Origin of the sequence: Phycisphaera sp. (genome assembly GCA_025916675.1) — a bacterium.
GTDB lineage: Bacteria > Planctomycetota > Phycisphaerae > Phycisphaerales > UBA1924 > JAHCJI01.
The window spans coordinates 3,588,887-3,611,247 of record CP098402.1 but is presented as its reverse complement, the minus strand read 5'-3'; the positions used below and the strand labels follow the sequence as shown (position 1 = coordinate 3,611,247).

The 22,361-nt window shown below is 67.6% G+C and carries 14 protein-coding genes; 10 read left to right on the top strand and 4 right to left on the bottom strand.

Features of this window, described 5'->3' with window-relative positions; translation table 11 throughout:
- Positions 1 to 158: 158 nt before the first annotated feature.
- Both NCW75_15515 and NCW75_15510 read right to left on the bottom strand, forming a co-directional pair.
- Positions 159 to 2,318: a M60 family metallopeptidase gene (locus NCW75_15515; GenBank protein ID UYV12684.1), complete on the bottom strand. Its 2,160-nt coding sequence runs from the start codon at positions 2,316 to 2,318 to the stop codon at positions 159 to 161.
- Between the two features lie 96 nt (positions 2,319 to 2,414).
- Positions 2,415 to 3,362 (bottom strand): hypothetical protein, encoded by a 948-nt coding sequence (locus NCW75_15510; protein ID UYV12683.1) that lies wholly within the window; start codon positions 3,360 to 3,362, stop codon positions 2,415 to 2,417.
- Positions 3,363 to 3,593: 231 nt separating this feature from the next.
- On the opposite strand from NCW75_15510, the gene NCW75_15505 reads away from it, so the two are divergent.
- The 4 genes from NCW75_15505 to NCW75_15490 all read left to right on the top strand — a co-directional run bounded on the left by NCW75_15505 (position 3,594) and on the right by NCW75_15490 (position 8,448).
- Complete coding sequence (locus tag NCW75_15505; protein ID UYV12682.1) at positions 3,594 to 4,160, top strand: ECF-type sigma factor; 567 nt, start codon at positions 3,594 to 3,596, stop codon at positions 4,158 to 4,160.
- Positions 4,160 to 6,649, top strand: a complete 2,490-nt coding sequence (locus NCW75_15500; protein ID UYV14203.1) for a serine/threonine protein kinase — start codon at positions 4,160 to 4,162, stop codon at positions 6,647 to 6,649. The genes NCW75_15505 and NCW75_15500 overlap by 1 nt, the downstream gene beginning before the upstream one ends.
- A gap of 165 nt (positions 6,650 to 6,814) precedes the next feature.
- Complete coding sequence (locus NCW75_15495) at positions 6,815 to 6,994, top strand: sulfotransferase (protein UYV12681.1); 180 nt, start codon at positions 6,815 to 6,817, stop codon at positions 6,992 to 6,994.
- Positions 6,995 to 7,035: 41 nt separating this feature from the next.
- Positions 7,036 to 8,448: a hypothetical protein gene (locus NCW75_15490; GenBank protein ID UYV12680.1), complete on the top strand. Its 1,413-nt coding sequence runs from the start codon at positions 7,036 to 7,038 to the stop codon at positions 8,446 to 8,448.
- A gap of 151 nt (positions 8,449 to 8,599) precedes the next feature.
- On the opposite strand, the gene NCW75_15485 is transcribed toward NCW75_15490, so the two are convergent.
- Positions 8,600 to 8,878: a hypothetical protein gene (locus tag NCW75_15485; protein ID UYV12679.1), complete on the bottom strand. Its 279-nt coding sequence runs from the start codon at positions 8,876 to 8,878 to the stop codon at positions 8,600 to 8,602.
- A 583-nt stretch (positions 8,879 to 9,461) separates the two neighbouring features.
- On the bottom strand, positions 9,462 to 11,156 hold the full coding sequence (locus tag NCW75_15480) for a hypothetical protein (protein UYV12678.1): 1,695 nt from the start codon (positions 11,154 to 11,156) through the stop codon (positions 9,462 to 9,464).
- Positions 11,157 to 11,838: 682 nt separating this feature from the next.
- On the opposite strand from NCW75_15480, the gene NCW75_15475 reads away from it, so the two are divergent.
- The 6 genes from NCW75_15475 (at position 11,839) to NCW75_15450 (ending at position 22,359) form a co-directional block, all read left to right on the top strand.
- Entirely contained in the window at positions 11,839 to 13,671 is a 1,833-nt protein-coding gene (locus NCW75_15475; protein ID UYV12677.1) for a proline--tRNA ligase, read from the top strand.
- Positions 13,668 to 14,372: an ABC transporter ATP-binding protein gene (locus NCW75_15470; protein ID UYV12676.1), complete on the top strand. Its 705-nt coding sequence runs from the start codon at positions 13,668 to 13,670 to the stop codon at positions 14,370 to 14,372. Before NCW75_15475 ends, NCW75_15470 begins: the two co-directional genes overlap by 4 nt.
- 174 nt (positions 14,373 to 14,546) lie before the next feature.
- Entirely contained in the window at positions 14,547 to 15,419 is an 873-nt protein-coding gene (locus NCW75_15465; protein UYV12675.1) for an alpha/beta hydrolase, read from the top strand.
- A gap of 14 nt (positions 15,420 to 15,433) precedes the next feature.
- Positions 15,434 to 17,074 (top strand): GH3 auxin-responsive promoter family protein, encoded by a 1,641-nt coding sequence (locus NCW75_15460; GenBank protein ID UYV12674.1) that lies wholly within the window; start codon positions 15,434 to 15,436, stop codon positions 17,072 to 17,074.
- Positions 17,075 to 17,175: 101 nt separating this feature from the next.
- Complete coding sequence (locus NCW75_15455; protein ID UYV12673.1) at positions 17,176 to 19,101, top strand: hypothetical protein; 1,926 nt, start codon at positions 17,176 to 17,178, stop codon at positions 19,099 to 19,101.
- Positions 19,102 to 19,131: 30 nt separating this feature from the next.
- Entirely contained in the window at positions 19,132 to 22,359 is a 3,228-nt protein-coding gene (locus NCW75_15450; GenBank protein UYV12672.1) for a glycosyltransferase, read from the top strand.
- Positions 22,360 to 22,361 lie beyond the last annotated feature (2 nt).

Genomic DNA, 22,361 nt, shown 5'->3' with positions numbered 1-22,361 from the left:
GCGTCGGGGCCCTCCGAACGCCCGACGCTCTGGCGGAGCCGAAGACGGCTGCGCCAGAGCTGTGCTAAGCAGGTTTGTTTTGGGGCGGTCGCTGCGCTCCCTTGGCGGGCCTTCGGCCCGGACGGCGGATGCCCCGGCGCCCGGATCGGGTTCGTGTCTTACGGTGCTTCGTAGCCGTCGGGCATCCATTCGGGCAGGCCGGCCAGTTCCTGCGCTGGCCAATCGGTCAGCGGCACGCCCCACGCGCGGAAGTAGGGCTCGAGGTTGTGGCCGACCGCCTCACTCATCTGGATGACGAAGCGGTCGCGTTTGGCCTGGTCGTCTTGGGGCCGCTCGCTGTCGGGCAGCGTCTCGTACGAGCGGAACGCGCGGTCGAGGGCGTCGAAGCCGAAGGCGTGCCAGAGCAGGGCGTAGGTTTGCAGTGCCAGGAAGGGGTCGCTCTTCCAGCGGTGGAACGGAGCGCCCCTCTCGATGTGGGCATGCATGGCGCTCAGGGCGCGGTCAGGGTCGCTGCGCATGGCCTCGCTCCCCAGCGGGTAGCCGTTGATGGTGTGCAGCGCGAGTACGGTGAAGATGTTGACGGTGACCTCGCCCGTGCCGGCGAAGGTCCACAGGGGGTTCTGGTGGGCGTGGCCCATCTCGTGGTAGTGGCCCCAGAGCTCGTTGGGGCCGTCGGCGTCGAAGTTCGCCACGTCGACCATCGCGCCGGCCTCGCCAAGCGGGATGACGATGGGCGCGTCGCTGGGGCAGTACATGTAGCCCCAGCTCAGCTTCTTCTCGGCGACGTAGCGGTACTGCCTGCTTGGCCAGTGGCGGGGCGAGCGGGGTTCGAGGGCTTGCATGGCCTCGTGCACGCGGTCCCAGTGTTGCATGACCAGATCGGGGCGTGTGATGTCGCGGATGGCCTCGGCCGGCAGCGTGAGCACCAGGTTGTCCGACTCGAGCTCGGCCCACGGCGCGGGACGGTCGCGCAACCGCAAACGCCACTCGTTCGGCCCGTTGACGCCCAGGCGGAACCGGGGCATCTCGATGGCGCCGGCGACCTCGACGGTGACCGGCTCGGCCCGGTCGCCAAGATCGACGTACACCGGGCCGCCGATGGGCGAGGCGAGGGTAGACGCGTTGTCCTCGAACGGGGCGCGGTAGACCGCGACGGGAAAGCGGTGGCGGTCGTCGAAGTCCTGCGGGTCGAGCCAGCAGCCGATCTGCGTGTGCAGGCCCTGGGCATCCCCTTCGAGCACGCGGACGGTGATGGCCTCCCCGGGTGCCGCGTAGAGGCCGGTGGAGCGCCAGCCGCCGATCGCGTCGAGCTCGACGCGTCTGGTGACACGCGGGGCGTCGTCGGGCACGGCACCGGGGAACGCGGCGGCGCTCGGGTGCGCGCGGACATCGCCCAGGCTGGCACGGCGGGCTTCGAGGTCGAGCAGCGCGCACGCCAAGGGGTGCTCGGCGAGCTTCAGCGGCGCGGCGGCCATCGACGCGTACGCCGCCCTGAGCTCGTCGGCGTGCCCGATCGCGAGCGTGTCGGCGCTGTCGATGAGGGCGCTCTCCATCGGCACGATGGCCAGGGCCTGCCGGACGACCCGGGCGGCGAGCTCAAGGTTACCCCCGGTTTCGCCGGCGAGGACACGCAGGGCGTGCGTCGAGTTGGCTGGCGTGTTGGCCGATGGGTCGAGCGTGTACATGCCATCGCGTCCCGGCGAGAGGGCGCGAGCGGTGTAGAGGATGCCATGCTCGCCAAGAAGCGTGTTGGCGGCGAGATCGTCGGTGCTGGTGGCGTGGCCGAGTTGGATCTGCCCCCACGCGGTCTCGACGCTGAGCAGGGCGCCGCCGGAGGTGAGCCAGGCACCCAGGTCATCGAGCCGGCCGGCGCGGGCGAAGGCCTGGGGTGATCCAACAACGAGTTCGACGCCTCCGAGGTCGAGCGCGGCGATGCCGTCCTCGACGGGTTCGAGATCGAGCCCGCTTGCGGCGAGCCGCTCGCGCATCGGCTCGGGTACGCCCCAGGCGGTGGTCGCATCGCCCTCACACAGCCAGGCGATCTGCTCGTCGAGGAACGCGGCCGTGTCGCCGCGATCATCGTTGAGGAACCCGCCGTGCCCGATGGCGACGACGCGGCCCTCGCCGGCGATCGCCCGCGCGGCCAGCACGGTGCCATCGCCGAGGGTCGCGACGGAAACCGCTCCATCGAAGACCACGAGCGAGGCCGGGTTGCCCCCGGTGGCGATCGTCCCAGGCTCACCGCTCGCATGGGCGAACACGGGCAACAACAAGAGCAGATACGGAACAAGCACGCGGTACAGCATTGAGCGATCCATGAGCCAGCATATGGCACACGACACGCGCACGCGACAACGCCCGAGCGAGCCCCTCTCCAGCCTCGCCCGGGCGTGTTTGTCACGGATCATGGAGCCTTACGGGCAGCCGGCGTCGAAGGCGTTCTGGAAGCAGAGGAAGTCGAACCAGTCCAGGTGGCCGCTGCCGTCGCAGTCGGCGGCGAGGTCGCCGGCGGCGAAGCTGTTCTGGAAGGCCAGGAAGTCGAAGATGTCCAGCGAGCCGTTGGCGTCCTGGTCGGCGAAGCAGGGCAGGAAGTTGGGCTCGCCGAAGATGAAGTCGTCCATGACCACCAGGTCGTTCGCGGGCCAGCTCTCGGTGACGCCGGCCTCGAGGGCGGTGTCACCGTTGACGATGCGGACGCGGGTAACGATGGCTTCGTCGAACTTGACGCCCAGGAACGAGAGCGACTCGTTGTCGATCGAGGCCGACGGGACGTAGTAGGTTCCCAGCAGTTCGTCGTCCAGACCGTAGAAGGTCAGGCTGGTCTGGCGGGCGGTGTCGACGTCGCTGAAGACAGCACCGAAGCCGGTGCTCGACGCGGCGCGGTCCTCGCCCGGGATGCGGAAGTGGACGTCGACGATGTTGCTGCCGATGGGCGTGAACAGACGCTCGGGGCTGAAGGTGGAGAACAGGTCGTCGTAAGTGGGATCGATGTTCGAGAACTCGACGCCCGCACCGCTATCGAGCGTGGCCGAGAGCTGGAAGCTGTCGCCCGGGGTGGTGAAGACCACACCACGGGCGCGGGGAAACGCTGGGAAGTTGAAGAAGTCGCCCGGGAAGTCGTTGGGCGCGCTCACGGCGTCGGGGGCGGCGTCCCAATCGATCTGGCGGCGGCCGGTGCCCACGGTGCCGGGCTCGGGGCGGTTGAGATCGCCCAGGGCGTCGCGGAAGGCGTCGACGGTATCGGCGATATCGTCGGCCCCGGCTCCCCAGTCGCTATACACGGTGGGGTCGTCGGCCATGGCGAGGCCGGCGATGGTTAGGGTGGCAAGGGCGGACAACGTCTGGGTCGTGATACGGTTCATGGTGTATCCTCTCTTTGCGAGAATTCGGGCCTGGTGTGCTGGCCCTGCTGTCAAACAGTGGTCTCACGCGGCCGTGACGCACCCGTGCGCCAACCTAGCATTCCGCGTGCTGAATCGCGTGGCCCACCCCCACTCGCGAGCGAATCGGTGGTGGGCCGTACCGAGATATGGAAAGCGGGCACGGGAGGCGCAAGGACGTGATCAGATTTCTTCGCGTCCGCTGGCCGAGCCATGGATGAAGACCTCACACAACTCCTCGAACGGGTCAGCGCCGGAGACCGCCAGGCACGCGACGCCCTGGTCGAGAGCGTGTACGACCGCCTGAGGGCGATGGCCGGCCGGCAGCTCAGGGGTTCGTCGGCCCACTCGCTGAACGCGACCGCGCTGGTCCACGACGCGTACGACAAGCTGTTCGGTTCGGACGACCCTCGCTTCGAGGGGCGTCACCACTTTTTTGGCGCCGCCGCCAGCGCGATGCGGCAGGCCGCCGTCGAGCACGCGCGCCATCGCCTGGCCCAGAAACGCGGCGGCGACTGGCAGCGGGTGACCCTGACCGGGCTCGACCTGCCCGGTGCGGCCGACCGGGTCGACACGCTCGAACTCGACACGGCGCTCACCGAACTCGCCAGCCTGCATCAGCGGCAGGCACAGGTGGTCGAGATGCGGTTCTTTGCCGGGCTGACGGTTGAGGAGGTCGCCGTCGTCCTTGGTGTCTCGCCGCGCACCATCGAGCTGGACTGGCGCACCGCACGAGCGTGGCTACGCGATCGCCTGCTCGGCGACGGGGACAAGCCGTGATGGACGCGGAGCGGTACGAGCGTGTGACCGACCTGTTCCAGGAGGCGTGCGACATCGCACCCGCCGAGCGTTCGGCCTTTCTTGACAAGCGCTGCGGCGACGATGCCGAGCTGCGACGATCGGTCGAAAAACTGCTCGAACACGACACCGTGGGGCAGGGGTTCCTCGAGCCGACCAATGGCACGGCCGCCTCGCCGTTCGCGACGCAAGCCGAGCCCATCCGTCGCGTCGGGCGGTACGACGTGGCCGCCGAGATGGGGCGAGGCGGCATGGGCGTCGTGCTGCGCGCCATGCAGCAGACACCCAAGCGTGAGGTCGCCATCAAGCTCATCAAGCCCGAGCTGTTCGACCGGGCGTCGGCCGATCGCCTGGAGCACGAGGCCGAGCTGCTCGGCCGCTTGCGTCACCCGGGCATCGCGCAGATCTTCGAGGCCGGGAGGGCCGAGGTCGTCGACGAGGCCGGCACGCGGATGGACCGGCCGTTCATCGCGATGGAACTGGTCGAAGGTTCCCCGCTGAAGGCGTACGCCGAGGCGAATGGCTTGTCGGTCCGCGATCGCGTGGAACTGCTGGCCAATCTGTGCGACGCGATGCAGCACGCCCACCAGCGCGGCGTCGTCCACCTCGACCTCAAGCCCGCCAACATCCTGGTCGACGAGAACGGCTCGCCGCGTGTACTCGACTTCGGCGTGGCCAAGGCCATCGACCACGGCGTAGAAGCACGCCTGGCCGAAGGCGGCAGCGTCGTGGGCACGCTGGTGTACATGCCGCCCGAACAGCTCACCGGCCACATGCGAGATCTCGATACCCGGGCCGACATCTTCGCGCTCGGTGCCGTTGGCTTCGAGCTGCTGACCGGGAGCACGCCGCGGAACGTCTCGCACTCTCGCCTGGCCGACCCGGCCACCTGCGTGGACGCCCAGCAGGCCGTGCGCGACGCGATGCTGTCGGCCCTGGTCGCACCAACACCCGAGGCGCAGGAGGTCCAGCCCGCTATCGATGGCGACCTGAGCGCGGTACTCGCGCGAGCGATGGCCCCCGATCGCGAGCACCGCTACGCCTCGATGGACCAGTTCGGTGCCGACCTGAGGCGGTGGTTGAATTCCGAACCGGTCGAGGCGCGGGACGACTGCGTGCTCCGGCGGGCCAGGCTGTTCGCTCGCCGCCATCGGCCCATCGTCATTGCCGGATCCATCGCCGTCCTCGTCGCCACCGCGGCGCTGAGCCTGCTGGTTCTGAGCATGTTCAACGCGCACGCGTTGGCCGAACGAGAACGCGAGGCGACCCAGGCCGCCAAGCTGGCCACCACCGAGGCCGAGGCCGAAGCGCTGCGAGCCGGACGGATGAGCACGTTCCTCCAGAACGCTATTTTCGGCGTCGACCCGGAGGAACTGGGCCCGGACGCGAGCTTCTTCGACGCGCTGGAGTACGCCTCGCGCCGGATCCACCGCGACCTGGCCGATGCACCCTTGGTCGAAGCCGAGGTGCGATACTCGCTAGGCTTCGTGTACCGCCGGCACTCGATGTTCGGGCCCGCGCGGCGGAATATCCAGGCCGCTCTGCGCACCTGGCGGGAGCACCTTGGGCCGAGCGATCCCAAATCGATTGCTGCCGCCGAAGAAATCGCCTACCTGACGCTGCTGGTTGATGGCCAGGCCGAGGAGGCCGCCGGCGCGTTCGAGGAGATCATGCAACTCCAGGCCGCCGCCGGCCGTGCCGATTCCGCCGAAGCCGGCTGGCAGCACCTCAAGCTCGGGCGGGCGCAACTGGCATGGGATCGGTTGCCACAGGCCGAAGCGTCGCTCGAGCGAGCCGGCGATTTGCTCGCGACACACTACGGCGAGGCTTATCGCGCGCGTGCCATGGCCTGGCACGCGTTGGTTGCTCTGGCCATGGACGACGCGCCACGCGCCGAGACACTGGCTCAGGGCGCCCTGGTAACAGTCGAGGGTGCGAGCGAGCAGGCGTACGCCGAGGGCCACGTGCGCATGGTGCTCGCGCGGACGCTCATCGCGGTCGATCAACTGGAAGCCGCACGCGAGCACCTGGACGCCGGGTCCACCATTTTGCGTGAATTACTCCCCGAGGACCATATCGATATCGCCGACGCCCACGAGGTGGCTGCCCGCCTCGGACTGGCTGCTGGCCATGCCGACACCGCGGCCGCACACGCCGAGGCCTGCCATCGCATCCGCTCGAGCCGCCTGGGGCCGGACCACCCCGACCTCATCATCGCCAAAGCACTCCGGACGATGGCCTCGGTCGCGCCCGATCGCCCACTCGACGCGATGCACCAGCTGGAAGACCTCTTCCACGACGCCGAGCAGCTCGTGGGCACCGACCACCGGCTGTGCCTCGAGGTGCTGCGCCTTGGCATCGATGCCGCGCGGGCCGGCGGCGATGAGCTCGCGGCTCGCAACAAGGGGCTGGTGCTGGAAACGCTCGCCGAACGGCGACAAGAACGGATGCTGGCCGGCGACGCACGCTGACCGGCCGGCGCGCAACGGACACCCTCCATTCCGCCAGCTCGCGCACCGAAGACTCGCGACCGGCCCATCGCCCAGACTCGCAATGATGGCCGATGGGAAGCCGGCCGGGGCAACGCCCGGGCTTCGAACCAGACCGAGGCGGCGTTCGGAGCGTGCGACATCGCCGTGCCCGTGTTCGTTGCGGGCATGCCCAGGTCGGGCACGAGCTTCGTCGACCCAGTCATCAACGCCCACCCGCTGGCCGTGAGCGTGGGAGCGTTGAACCCGATCGAGAAATTCGCCGGCAAGCCCACCATCTTCGACTTCCTCGCGTTCCAGAATGAGTTTGATGCGGGGTGTGAGTAGCGAGCACCATTGACGCTAAGGAGCGATAGAAGGAGAGTGCCATGCGTGTCCCCATCATCGCCGCCTCCACGGCGGGTGTCCTACTGGTCGCCCTGCCCGCGTTCGCCCAGCCCCAGGTGCCACCGGGCTTCACCGTCCGCCGCATCGCACCGCTGCTCGATGACGCCCTGCCGCAGCTAAGCGCGATCGACGATCCGGGCGGCTTCGGCATCGGCGTGGCCACGGCGGTCGCCGACGAGGGCGTGCTCACGCTGCGGCTCATCGAGCCCAGCGGCACCATTCAGGCGCTCGGGGCCATCGCCGAACCATCGGACCAGATCCGGGCCATGCGTGTCAGGCTCGATACCGACGGTGCCGTCGACGGCCGGCTGCACTGCAGCCTGCGCGTCCGCGGGGGCACGGGCGAGGGCGAGACGGCGTACTTCACCCTCGAGCCCGGGGGCCCGCTGGTCGAGGCCTGGAGGCGGACGGACCTGGTCGTCTACGACTTCGAGTTCGTGCGCGGCCAGCCGGGGCTGGGGGATGGCGCCGTGCTGCTCGACACCGATGGCGACGGCGGCACCGAGTTGTCGTTCATGCGGCCGGACTTCTCGATGCAACTGCTCGATTCCAGTTCGCTGCCCGCCGGGCGCATCGACCTGGACGTGCAGGGCGTGCGCCGCGACGCTACCGGCCGCTACGGCGGGGGTGTGCTGCTGGCCGACACCGAGGACAACGACCTCGTCAGCGCCATCTACGAGCTGCGCGACCTGGCGGGCGGCGGTGACTACCGCGCCATCTTCGGGCCCGTGCCATGGAACGAGAAACGCTACGGGGACCTGGACATGGCCGCCGCCGGCGTGTTCGGCGGCATCATCTACGTCACCGAGACGCTCACCGACGAGATCCAGACGGTTGACGAGCTTGGTACCCACACCACCTGGGCCACCGAGTTCACGAACATCGACGCCCTGTCCATCAGCGACGACGGCGCGAGCATGTACGTCGCCGACCAGAACGGCGTGTGGCTCATCCGCGAGAGCGGCATGGAGCCCGGGCCCGTCGTGCTGGCGGCCGACCCGAGCACACCGGCGGGCTCGCCCATCTGCGGCCCGGCCATCACGTCGCTGCGGGTGATCTTCAGCGAGCCGGTGCGCTTCGTGGACAGCGACGTGGCGATCACCGACGGCGATGGAAACCCCGTGGGGTTCGACGCGTCGGGCTCGGGCAGCCAGTTCCTGCTCATCGGCCTGGGCACGCCGCTGGACGGCGACACCTACACCGTCACCATCCGCGACAGCGTCGTGGCCGTCGCCACGGGCCGATCTATCGACGGCGACCGCGACGGCTCGGCCGGTGGCGACGCGCTGATCCGCTACTCGCATGCGTGCCGGGCCGACTTCGACGGGGACGGCGCACTGACCATCTTCGATTTTCTGGCGTTCCAGAACGCGTTTGATGCTGGCTGCCCGTAAGACCACACCCAACACCCATGGACCGCCACCGCCCCACCGCCCCGGCGGGGCCGAAGACAGCCGCGCCGGGGCTCGTTTCTTTCGGTTGTTCTTGGGCGGTCGCTGCGCTCCCTTGGCGGGCCCGCGGCCCGTAGGCCGCGATGCGCACGACTCAAGACGACTCGCCACCGCACTCGGGGCACACCGCCCCGCCCTTGCCCTTGGGCAGGCCCGTGGTGTCGTAGCCGCAATGCGGGCAGGTGTTCGGCGGCGTGGGCTGGTTCATGGTCCACCAGATCATCGCCCCGGCCAAACCCAGCCCCGCGCCAAGCGGCACACCCATGGCCACCCACAACCCCACATCACCGGTGAGCGCCCCGGCCATCGAGCCCATCACCACACCCAGACCCGAGCCCAGTGCCAAACCAACGCCGATCGAGGTGCCATCCATAGCTCAGAGGGTACACCTCGCCAGGCGGCGCACGGCGCGCGGCGACCCCGTCTACCTACCCTGCCATCCCATGACCACCAGCACCCAGACCACCCCCACCGGCGAGGCCGGATTCGCCCTCCAGACCGCCCGCCGCGGCGACATCCACCTGTGGACCCGCACCCTCATCCCCACGACGAGGGAGGCCCCGGCCGACGCGACGACGCCCAGCCATATCTATCTGGTCCGGGCGGGGTTCATCCGGCAGCTGGCCGCGGGGGTGTACGACTACCTGCCGCTGGCCTGGCGCTCGCTCCGCAAGATCCAGGAGATCGTGCGGCAGGAGCACGAGCGGATCGGGGCGATGGAGATGCTCTTCCCGGCCATGGAGCCGGTGAGCCTCCTGAAGCAGACCGGCCGCGACGAGGCGTACGGCGACGATCTGTTAACGAGATACGCGGTGGGCGCAACGCGATCTGGGGCCTGCGCAACGCTTCGCGACGGGTTCGCAGGGTCCGTACATCGGCCGCCGAATGGAGTATCGGGGATGCCTGATCATGTTTCCGGGACCTGCGGTGGAAGCAGGCCCGACCGAGCGGGGTCGCTACGGGCAACCCGCGTTGAAGGCGTCCAGAAACGCGAGATAATCCGTGAGCGTGTGCCTTCCATTCCCGTCGAAGTCGGCCGCAGGCAGCCCGCGCTCAAAAGCTGTCTGGAACGCCAGCCAGTCGAACACCGTGAGCACGCCATCGGCGTCCATGTCCGCGGGACAGGACGGGCAATCGCTGAGGTTGATGCGGTACAAACGTCCACCATCACCCGCAGCGTACAGATGGCGACCGACACGTACACCCACCGCGTCTTCTCCGATTTCAAGCTCCTCCTGCCAAAACGTCTCCTTGCGTTGTACATAAGACGGCGACCGCGTGTCGAATGTCACAATCTGGTTGAAGCCCAACACGTGCAAGTACGCATAGTCCGGCACGGCGCGATGGTCTCCCAGGCGGTGCGTCGCAACACCGATGATCTGGGGATTGCGAGGATCGGAGACGTCGAGATACACCCCACCGTTCCACAACCACCTCGTCCCGACCCTGTGGAAGTGGTATGTTCCGCCGACCCCTGGCACCGAATTCACGACTGGAGAATCGGGCTCGCTGAGATTGACGAGCCAACCTCCCAGTGTGTAGTGGCGTCCATCGAAGGTACGGGTTGAAACGTACGCCTGATCTTCGATGAGTGCGACGGCAATCGGGCCGAGCCCGTCCGAGTCGGTCAGGATCCTCGAGCGTGTCACCGGGCGATCGGGATCGGAGATATCGATGGTCCACAGGCCCGCCTCGCGGAGCGCCGCGACCACGAGCGTGCCTTCAAGATCAAAGCTCTCGACGGCGGTGGCCCCCGGAGGCAGCGGGATCGTCCCGCGACGCACCGGGAACCCCGGGTGGCTCGTATCGAACACCGTGACGCCGTCCTCGCTAGCCAACACAAGGCGCCCGGGCTCGGCGACGAGGCCGCCGGCACGCGCTGAAAGGCTGGCGGTCACCACCGGCCGGGCAACCTCACGGGCATCGATCGCGAGCAACTGGTCGGGCTCTGCGGAAACGAACAGGCGCGCGGTTTGCTTGGCCATGCCGCGCACTGGCCCGGCCAACGGAATGTCGGTCAACTCTTGGGCGATAGGGTCGCCAGGCCAGACCGAGGTATCCAGGATGCTCATCCCAGAAGAGGAGTAATGCAACAGATACGGGGTACCTTCGATGGGGTGGGTGTTGAAACCCTTGTCGCTTCGAAAACCAACAAACTTCACGCCGATCTTCTCTGGCCGGAGCGGATCCGACGTGTCGTACGCCACCCAGCGATAGACGCGGGGCTCGTCCGGTCCGCGCGGCGCATAGAGCACCAAGCGATCCTGCGTGCGCATGAAGATGGGCGTCCGCCCGGTATTAATGCGGTCGACAACACGCATCAAACTGGGATCGGCAATGTCGAGCACCAGCATGTGCCCGTTGCCGACGGCCCACTCGAGCCCGGGGAAGTAGCCGACCGTGCCATCGGGCGAGACGGCAGCCTGGCCATACGCTAACTGGCGGGGCGCTTCGATGCTGCCGATCTCGACCGGATTCAGCGGGTCGCTGACGTCCAGTGCCGTGATGGTGCGAAAGTCGACCGCATAGGCGACGTCACCAACGAGCGCGCTGAGATAGATCCGTCCATCCCATGATTCGCGTTGGACGGGCTGGCTGGGATCACGCACGTCCACGATTCCAACTTCGATGCGGCTGTTTTGAACGATCAAGTGGCCGTTCACCAACCCTGCGATCGAACTATGCGTGAGATGACTGTGTGGCGTGGGGAGCTCTGTGCGACTGACCAAACGCGCCCGATCCGGGGGAGACAAATCCAAGACGACCAGGATCGTTGAATTGCCAAATGCCGGCTCCATGAGCAAGTACGCAACTTCGCCTGAGACGTGCAGAGCAATAAGCTCTTCGCGATTGTCGGGAAACAACCACTTTGAACGACGTTGCGGGTTCAGCGGGTCGGAGAGGTCATAGATGGCTACGCCGTACTCGGCGGGGTATGGGGGCCGCGGCATGGACTGTTCCACAAACAGCCAAGTTTCAGACACCCTGATCCGCTCGGGCTCAGAGTCCATAAAGCTCTGTACCGCGATGTGCTGATCGGACTCACAGAGCAGCCCGCTTTCTGGAGTCTGGGCCATCACGCGTCCGCGACCCAAACATAAGACCGTCACGGCAACAAGCACGAGCACGAACGCGGCGGCTGGACGTCGAACTTCGGCAAGCATGGGGCAACTCCTCTGATAGGAAGCGAGCGTGGTTCATACCGTCGGGCGGGGCCAGCCTGCGGTGTGGGGCAACCGCAGGGATCAACTCGCTGTGTACTCAGAGTATACAGGATTGCCATTCAGGTGCAAGGCATTTTGTCCTCTGATTGATCGCATACCCTGCCTTCCTATGAGCCAGACCAGCGCCCAGACCGTCGCCGAGACCGCCTCTCCTCTCCAGACCGCCCGCCGCGGCGACGTCCACCTGTGGACCCGCACCCTCATCCCCACGACGAGGGAGGCCCCGGCCGACGCGACGACGCCCAGCCATATCTATCTGGTCCGGGCGGGGTTCATCCGGCAGCTGGCCGCGGGGGTGTACGACTACCTGCCGCTGGCCTGGCGCTCGCTCCGCAAGATCCAGGAGATCGTGCGGCAGGAGCACGAGCGGATCGGGGCGATGGAGATGCTCTTCCCGGCCATGGAGCCGGTCTCGCTGCTCAAGCAGACCGGCCGCGACGAGGCGTACGGCGACGATCTGTTCACCCTGGCCGACCGGCACGGGCGGGACCTCGCCCTGGCCCCGACCCATGAAGAACCCATCGTCGAGATGATGAAGGGGGCGATCACCAGCTACAAGCAGCTGCCGCTGAATCTGTACCAGATCCAGACCAAGTTCCGCGACGAGCCGCGGCCGCGGTCGGGGCTGCTCCGCTGCCGCGAGTTCATCATGAAGGACGCGTACTCGTTCCACCTCAATCAGGAGGGCGAGGGCGGGCTCGACGTGACCTACGACCAGTTCTACGACGCGTACACGCGGATCTTCACGCGATGCGGGCTGACGTTCACCGCCGTCGAGGCCGAGAGCGGGCCCATCGGCGGTTCGGCCAGCCACGAGTTCATGGTGCACGCCGAGAGCGGCGAGGACAAGGTCTTGGTTTGCCCGGCCAGCGGCTACGCGGCGAACGTCGAGAAGGCCGAGATCGGCGAGCGTGCGTGGTCGTTCGATGGCGCGGCCGAGCAGGAGCTCGAGAAGAAGCACACGCCGGGCATGCCGGGCATCGCCGGCGTGGCCGAGCATCTGGGCGTGACGGCGGCGGGCATGCTCAAGACGATCGTGTTCGAGCGCGTGCTCAAGGATCCGGACAAGACGAAGTACGTCCTGGCCGTCGTCCGAGGCGACCATGACGTGAACGAGGCCAAGGTCCGCGACGCCGTGGGCTCGGGCGTGAGGCTGGCCGACGAGGCGAAGGCCAAGGCCGATGGCTTGGCGATTGGATATGTGAGCCCACGGGCGTTCGCGAAGCTGATGGGCGCGACGATCGTGGTCGATCCCGATGCCGCGCAAGGCGAAACGGCGTGGGCAACGGGCGCCGATGAGATGGACCATCACGTCACGGGCTTCAACTGGACGCGGGACCTGGGCATCGAGGTCGAGAAGCTCAAGGTCGCCGACATCAGGAACGCCGAGGCGGGCGACCCGAGCCCGCGGGCCGAGGGGTCCACCCTGGAAACCCAGCGGGGCATCGAGGTCGGCCACATCTTCAAGCTGGGCACCAAGTACAGCGACGCGATGGACTTCAAGGTGCTCGCCGAGGACCAGAAGCCGCGCTCCGTCACGATGGGCTGCTACGGCATCGGCGTGAGCCGGACCATGGCCGCGTGCGTGGAGATGAGCCACGACGAGGGCGGCATCGTCTGGCCCGCCGCCGTCGCGCCCTACCACGTGCAGATCATCCTGATGAAGCCCGAATCGGAGAAGCAGCGCTCGCTGGCCAACGGCATCTCCGAGGAGCTGGCCGGGGCCGGTGCCGACGTGCTGATCGACGACCGCAACGAACGCCCGGGCCCGAAGTTCAAGGACGCCGATCTCGTTGGCATCCCCATCCGGCTCACCCTGGGGGACAAGGCGATCGAGGCCGGCGGTGTGGAATTCAAGCTGCGGAAGGACGCGGGCAAGGGCGAGGTTGTGCCGTTCGCCGATGTCGTCGCACGCTGCCTCAGCGCGTTGGAGAGCGCGTGAGCTTGCTCCTCGAAGCCAAGGACGTGCACAAGACCTACAAGCTCGGGCGCGTGCCCGTGCCGGTGCTGCGTGGGGCGTCGCTTAGCCTGAAGCCGGGCGAGTGGGTGGCCATCCTGGGCGCGTCGGGCAGCGGCAAGAGCACGCTGCTGCATCTCATCGGCGGGCTCGACAAGCCCCAGGACGGCAGCATCAGGTTCGAGGGGCGAGATCTGGGCAAGCTGGGTCCGGGCGGGCTGAACAAGTATCGGGCCCGCGACGTGGGCATCGTGTTCCAGTTCTACCACCTGCTGCCCGAGCTCGACGTGCTGGGCAACGTGCTGCTGGGCGCGATGACCCAGGGCGTGCTCGGAAGAAAGGTGCCTGCCCAGCGACGCGAGCGGGCGAAGGAGTTGCTCCACGCTTTCGGCCTGGGCGAACGCCTGCGGCACAAGCCCGCCCAGCTCAGCGGCGGCGAGCGCCAGCGGGTGGCCATCGCCCGGGCCCTGATCGCCGACCCCCCACTGCTGCTGGCCGACGAGCCCACCGGCAACCTCGACCAGCACACCGGCGAGAGCATCCTCGATGCCCTGGAAAAGGTTGTCCGGCCCGATGATCCGCAAGCCCCCAAGCGGGCCCTGATCATGGTCACCCACGACCAGCACGTGGCCGACCGTGCCGACCGGGTGGTCCACATGGTCGATGGGGCGATCGTGGAGGGGTGATCGGCCCATTTGGGTTTACCCTTGATTCACACCTAGGGGACCTGGTTGGCCGTCACTAGGTTCATAGCCGCGCCCGGCGACCACCGGGCGTAGTATCGTGTTATGGGTTCGCCCTGTGGGGGTGGGGATGTTCGGCCGTCGGACGTCTCCGCATCCGCCGCCGGAGCGGGCCCGATGGGCAGGGAACCCCACACGTTGACACCTACGGGCGCCACGGGACAGCACGCTTCGGCCAATTCGGCCCCGCCGGCCTGCGGCAAGCCGCTCACGCTGCGCGGCCGCCACGGCCCGGTGCCCGCGGCCGTCGAGGAGGTCGGCACCGGTGCGGCGGTGGTCTTCCTGCACGGGCTGGTGGGCCTCAATGAGCACTGGGAAGACGTCGTCCGCCAGGCCGAGCCCAGCGTCCGGTGCGTACTGCTCCAGGTGCCCCTGCTCGACCTGCGCGGCGAGGATTGCTCGATCGACGGCGTCACCGCCCTGACCATCGACTTCCTCGAGCAGCACTTCGATCACCCGGTCGTCCTCGTCGGCAACAGCTTTGGCGGGCATGTCGCCCTGCGTGTCGCGCTGCAAAGGCCCGACCTGGTGCGCGGTATGGTGCTGGCGGGCAGCAGCGGGCTCATTGAAAAATCGATGGTCAGCGACATCCAGCTGCGCCCCAGCCGGGCGTGGCTCGAGCGCAAGATCGGCGAGTTGTTCTACGACCCCGAGAAGTACATGCGCGCGAGCGATATCGAGCGCGCCCACCAGCAACTCAGTGAACGCGGCGGCGCGCGCGCGATGGTCCGCCTCAGCCGCAGCGCCCGCCGGAACCACCTGGGCTCGCGCATGGCGCAGATCGAGGTGCCCACGCTGCTCATCTGGGGCAAGCAGGACATCGTGACCCCGCCCGAGGCGGCCAACCAGTTCGCCTCAATGCTCAGCAAGAGCCGGCTGGTGTGGTTCGAACGCTGCGGGCACGTGCCGATGATGGAGCACCCCGAGCCATTCGCCGCCGAGTTGGTCGAGTTCGTCGAGTCGCTCGGGCCAGAGAAGACCGAGGGCTAACGGGCCTTGGGTTCATGAACGCGCCAATCCAACAGACCGGCCCCCTGCGATGGACCTCGCTCATCGGCGCGGGCCTGCACGCTTGTGTGGCCGGCCGGGCCAGGAAGCTCCGCAACCACGCGCACTGGACCGCCAACACCGCGTACATCCAGCGAGCGCAGCTCCGCGGGCTACTCGAGCAAGCCAAGGGCACCGCGTTTGGGCGCGAGTACGGCTTTGCCACCGTGTTGAAGGCCAGCGACGCCGAGATCGCGAGCGAGTATCGCAAGGCGGTGCCCGCGCGCGACTACGTGGCGTTCCTGCCCTACGTCGAGCGCATGGTGGAGGACGCCGAGCCCGACGTGCTATGGCCGGGATTGGTCAAGCAATTCTGCCAGACCAGTGGCACGACCGCCGGCGACAAACGCATCCCCATCACCGACGCCATGATGGCGTCCAACAAGAAGGCCTCCTTTGATATCTTCGCGCACGCGCTCAACTGGGGCGTGTCGCTGCCCAAGCTGCTGGGCGGCAAGGCGCTCTTCCTGGGCGGTTCGAGCGCATTGGATCGCCGTGACAACGGTATCCTTGTGGGCGACCTCTCGGGCATCGCCACCCAGCAGATCCGCTGGCCCCTAAGCGCCATCTACTCCCCCGGCCGCGATATCGCGCTGATGGACCACTGGCCCAGCAAGCTCGACGCGATGGCCGAACTGACCAGCACGCAGGATGTCCGAATGATCAGCGGCATGCCGAGTTGGACTGTGGCGCTGATGGAGAAGGTGCTCGCCATCACCGGCAAGGCCCGCATCGACGAGGTCTGGCCCCACCTGACGATCTTCACCCACGGCGGCGTGCGGTACGACCCCTTCGAGCCAACCGTCCGGCGGCTCTTCACCGGCGGCGAGCGTGACATCACGGTCCGCCTAGAGCTGTACCCCGCCAGCGAAGGATTCATCGCAATCCAGGACACGTTCGGACACCCGGGCATGAGGCTGAACGCTGACCACGGCATCTTTTACGAGTTCGTACCCCTCGAAGAGATCGACAAGGAGGACGCCCCTGCCTTCTGCGCCGACGAGGCCGAACCGGGCCAGCGATACGTCGTATTGATGAGCACCTGCGCCGGGCTGTGGCGGTATGTCATCGGCGACGTGGTGGTGTTCGAGAGCGTGCCCAACCGCATCGGATGGGGCGGGGGCACCGGGCCGGCCCGGCTTCGGATCGTCGGGCGGCACAAGCTATTCATCAACGCCTTCGGCGAGAACCTCATCGTCGAGAACATCGAGACCGCGGTGGCCCATGCGGCCCGGGAGACCGGGATCGAGGTGGGCGAGTTCACCGCGTCGCCGGTGTATCCGGGCGATGGCGTGCGGTCGGGGTTGCAGTTGGCGGTGGAGGCCGCCTCCGGCGGAGCCATGGACCGCTTCGCCGAGGCATTCGATGCAAACCTCCAGAGCAAGGTCGTGGACTACCGTGTGAAGCGGACCGACAGCCTGGGCATGGCGCCCCCCATCGTGACCCGGCTCGAGCCCGGGGCGATCCACGCCTGGATGGAGGGCCGCGGCAAGCTGGGCGGGCAGCACAAGGTGCCTCGCTGCGCGAACCACCGGGAGTTCATGGACGCCCTTGCCGGGCCGGTCGGCGCGGAACAGGCTGCCGCGAACCGCCCATAAGTCGCCAGCCTGTCAAGAAGCCCAACGGCCGGCGCACTATCCTTTGGAGGCCCACACGGAGCCTAAGCCGCGAGCGGCAAGCCTGCCCGTACACACCCCTTATGCGCATCCTCATCTCCAACCCGGACACCATCGGCGACGTGCTCTTGCGCGAGCCGCTGTTCCGCGCATTGCAGGAGGCCGGGCACGAGTTGGCGCTGGTCGTCAGCCCGCTGGTGCAGCCCCTGGCCCGCGTGGTGGCACCGGGGGCGAAACTGATCGAGTTGCCCATCACCGTCTACAACGGGAAGATCGACGCCGACGACGAGCGGCTGGACGCGGTGGCCGAAGCGGCCGCGGAGTTCGAGCCCGACGTGTTCGTGGGCGCGCCGTACACCTGGACTGTGCTCGAAGAGCGGCTGGCCGCCGAACTGCCGGACACGAGGACCATCGGGCAAGCCGGGGGCAAATTCCTCGACCCCCTGTATGGGCGTGAGGAAGAGGTCGACGCGCCCTTCGGCGAGATCGTCCGCGTCAACGAGGACCTGCACGAGCTCCGCAAGAGCGAAGCGCTCGCTCGCACGATCCTCGGCGACGCCGTCCATCTGGACGAGCCTCGGCTGGTCGTGGAGTCCGAGCTGGCACGGGCGGCGGACGCCGTGCTCGGTCCGCTCGCGTTGGAACGTGGGTCATACCTCGCCGCGTGTGTTGGCCACCAGGCCCACACGGCCGTGCGCAACTGGCGGCCCGAGCGGTGGGTCGAGGCTTTGGACTATTGGATGGAACGATACGAGCGGCCCGTGCTGCTGCTCGGAGCCGAGGGTGAATCAGAGGTCTCGCGCGAGATCGCCGACGAGCTCGAGGCCAAGGGCCACGAGCCACGGCATTGGTTCGGCGGCCCCGAGGGCGACACGCTGCTGATGGCGGCGCTGCTCGACGGCTCGCGCGCATACGTTGGGCGCGACACCGGGCCGATGCACATCGCCGCGGCGTTGGGCAAGCCGGTGTTCGCGCTGTTTGGCGGCGGCACGTGGCCGCGTTTTCGCCCGCTGGCCAGCCCCAGCGTGTCGATCACGCTGGCGGTGCCGTGCTCGCCGTGCGATTGGCGGTGCGAGCAGCGACGCTCGCATTGCATCCAGGACATCCCGGTGGGTGCGGTTCGGACACAGATTGATCGGTTCGAGGCCGGGCGGGTCGAGGGTGCCGAGGTGCGGCAGATCGAGCCGAGCCGGGCGGCGCTCGTCGGGCTGGCTGGCGACGCGGCCAAGGCCGCGCGGCAGTATCGTGTTGAGTTGTCGGTAGCGCGCCGCACCCTGAAAGAACGAGACGAAGAGGTTCGGAGGAATTCGATGAGCGAGAGCGCTGTCATGCAACGCCTGGATCGCCTGGAACAGGCGGTCCAGAAATCGGGCCAGGCGAACAAGCAGGCCGAAGAGGCCCAGCGGCGTGCCAGCGAGGTGACGCAAAAGCTCAGCCAGAACACGCAGGCCTTGCAGTCCGCCCGCCAGGAGCTGGCTCAAGCCGTGCGCCGCGCCGACAACGCCGACCAGCAGAAGTCGAACCTCGCCGGCGAGGTCGAAAAGCTGAAGGCGCTGCTGGCCGAATCCCAGGAAAACACCAGGCAGGCAAAGCAGGACGCCCAAACGGTCCGGCAGGAAATCAAGCAGAACATTGAGCAACTCACCAAGCAGCGCGACGCGGCCGAGCGTGAGGCCGCGGCACTCCGTGCGAAGTACGCGGGCGTCGATCTGCGGAAGTTGCACGCTGACCTGTCCAGTGCCCGCAAGGTCGCCGGTTCGCTGCAAGGTGAGCACAACGACCTCAAGCTCCGCGTCGAGCAACTCGTCCGCGAGCGGCGGGCCATGGAAAAGCTGGCCGACCAGCGGCTGGTGGCCGTGCAGGCCCTCGAGAACAAGCTGGGCGAGCTACTCGCCAGCCGGTGGCGGCAGATGGGCCAGCGGCTGCATATGGCCATGGTGCTGCCGTGGGAGGAAGCCGAGCGCAAACGCCTGGTGGCCCCAAACACCAACGGGCATCACGCCGGCTAGCACGCTACGAATGAACCAGGGGAGCGATTCATGACCACGACCCAAACCGTGAGCACGGGACTCTTGCAACACGCTCGCGATCTTGCCGAACAGGCCAGCAAGTTGGGCCGCGACGCAACACCCGCCAAAGCACTGGAATTAGCACTGCACGGCAAGGATGGCGTGGCTTTGGTGGCCGGCGAACCCACTGCCGCATCGCTCGACGCGCTCACCAAGGCGTGCGACGAACGATCGTGGCACGTGTTTGTTGCCACAGGCGATGCCGATGCTGCTACCACGATCGCCGAAAAGCTCCGCAGGGCAGTCATCGTTGAGCACACGGCGGCCGAGTTGCTCCGCACGCTCCCCATCAAGCCATCCGTCGCGGTCGTGTGCGGCGGCGATGCGGATGCCGTATCGGCCAGCCTCGACTCCATCGCCGACGCCATGCCCGATGGCGCACTCGCCGTGGTGATCGGTGCGCATGCCCGTAGCACCAAAGACTGGCGCGGGATCGGCGGTGGCAAGGATCTGGCACTGCTCGCCCGCCACACCGCGTCGGCCGGTGTGCTTCCGATCCGGCTTGAAGGTGACCTTTATGGCCGCCTGAGCGACTTGTCGCGCAAGGCGCTCTCCGAGGGTCCGACGCCCGCCCCCGACGCCACGATGCGCACGCCGGCGGTGGTCTCGCCCACGGGCCTGGGAAGTGCGAAGACGCGGCAAGCCCTTGTGAAGAACGTGATGAGGGCCCGAGAGATTCTCGAACCCCGTCGACAGAACCGGCGGCTCGAAGGCCTCAGCCGGTGGCCCTGGGTGGTGCCCGACGCGAAGCCTCTGCCGCCAACGATGCCCGACGGCTCGCCCTGGCCCAAGATCACGGTCGTCACGCCCACGTACAACCAGGGCCACTTCATCGAGGAGACCATCCTCTCGGTGATCCACCAGGGCTACCCCAACCTTGAGCACATCCTGATGGACGGCAAGTCGACCGACCACACGATGGAGGTCGTCGATAAGTACCGAGATCACTTCGCCGTGATCGTCTCGGAAAAGGACAAGGGCCAGAGCGACGCGATCAATAAAGGCTTCGAGCGCTCCACCGGTGAATTGCTCACCTGGATCAACAGCGACGACATGCTGACGCCCGGCGCGCTCGCCGCGGCGGCCATCGCGTACAAGACCAGCGGCGCGAGCTTCATCAACGGCGTCTCGCAGGTGTTCCGCGAGGGCAAGCTGGTCCACCAGTGCATCACGAGTTGTCCCGACGGCCCGATGCCGCTCATGGACATGCTCGACCTGGAGAACTGCTGGCTCACCGGGCAGTTCTGGTGGCAGCCCGATTGTTTCTTCAGCAAGGAACTGTGGGACAATGCCGGCGCACACGTGCGCGTCGATTGGTACTACTCGATGGACTACGAGCTGTGGCTACGCATGGCGCAGGCCGGCGCGACCGTCCACAGCATCGGCCGCCCCATCTGCTGGTATCGCACCCACGCCGACCAGAAGACCAGCGAGGGCGAAGGCGAGGGCTTCCGAGGCGAGCTGCCCAAGGTCGTCGTCGACCACTGCGAGAAACACGACATCACGCTGGAGAAGCGGGAGAAGGAGGTCGTCAAGGGCCGCCTGCGCGTAGTGTTCTTCAATGACGTCGGATTCGAATACGGCGCGGGCATCGCGCAGCGGCGATTGGCCGAAGCCTTCGCCAGCGCCGGGCACGACGTGCGTGTGCTCGCAGCGACGCATCCCGAGCCGGTGCGCGAGAGCCCGACCGTCTCGGCCACCGACGCCCTGGCCGCCATCGACGCGCACGACCCCGACCTGGTCATCATCGGCAACGTGCACGGCGCCGACATCGCGCCAGAGGTGCTCAGCGCCATCACCGCCAAGCACGAGACCGTGTTCTTTATGCACGACGCGTGGCTGCTCACCGGCCGCGAGACCTACTTCGGCGACAACGAAGACTTCCTGACCGGCACCGTCGGCCCGACCAGCACCAACGCCGGCTACCCGGCCATGGAAGACGACGCCATCCGCCCCGCGTGGGAGGCAAAGCGGCGTTTTCTGACTGGTAGCGAGACGCTCACGATCTTGACCAACAGCCAGTGGCTGGCCGACCGCGCGAAGGCCGCGCTCGCCAAGCTCGACACGATCGAGAAACCTACCCAGGACCATGACGCGGCTCCCTTCGACCTCGGGTGCCGCCCACCGGTCCACGCGGTTCGCTATGGCCTTGACCTCGATGCCCTCCAACCACGCGACAAGGCGACCTGCCGCGACATCCTGGGATTGCCCCAGGACGACTTCATCATCATGGCCTCGGCCTGCTCGCTCGAAGACGAGCGAAAGGGCATCGGCTACCTCGCCAAGGCACTCAAGCAACTCGACCTGCCCGACGCCACCGTCGTCGGCGTGGGCTATATGGCCCCCAACGCCAAGCCGCCCATCCCCGGCATGCGCGCGATGGGCTACATGCGCGACGCCCAGCAGCTCACGATGCTCTACTCGGCGTGCGACGTGTTCGTCGCGCCAAGCACCGACGAGGCGTTCGGCCAGGTCTTCATCGAGGCCGCCGCGTGCGGCACGCCCTCGGTGGGCTTCCCGGTGGGTGGCGTGCCCGAGGCGATCACCCACGGCGTGACCGGGCTCGTGGCATCCGACGTATCAGCCGAAGCGCTGGCCGCGGCGATCGATACGCTGTATCGCGACGCCAGCTACCGCAGCGACCTGGGCCAATGGGCCCGCATCCACACCCAGAACGAGTGGAGCCTGTGGACGAGCTACCAGCGTCTGCACTCGGCCCTGGCCCAGAGCGGCGCGGGCAAACGCATCGGCCTGAGCCGCAAGATCGATTTCACACGACCCGCGCCGATGCCCCAGAGCGCCACACTCATCCGCCCCACGCACCCGGCGTATGAACCCCGCTTCGGCTTCGAGCACTGGGAAGGCCCCAAGCCCGAGCAGAACCTCGACCGCTTCCGGTGGCTGCGCGGGCCAAGCGCGGCGGCCGTGTTGCACGCAACCAGGGCCGGCAAGGCAAAGCTGGCGATCACCTGCCGCAACACGCATCCCGGTCAACGTATTCGAGTTGTCCTCAACGGCAAGCAGGTGGCCGACCAGCCCATCCCCAAGACACAACCCCGTACCGACCACGCCATCACCATCCCCGTGCGCGTGAACGAGGGCGCGAACCACCTGCAGCTCAACATGTGGAAGTGGAATCAGGGGGAGGGCCGCCCGCTGGCGATCATGCTGACCGACCTGCGGCTGATCGAAGACTGACG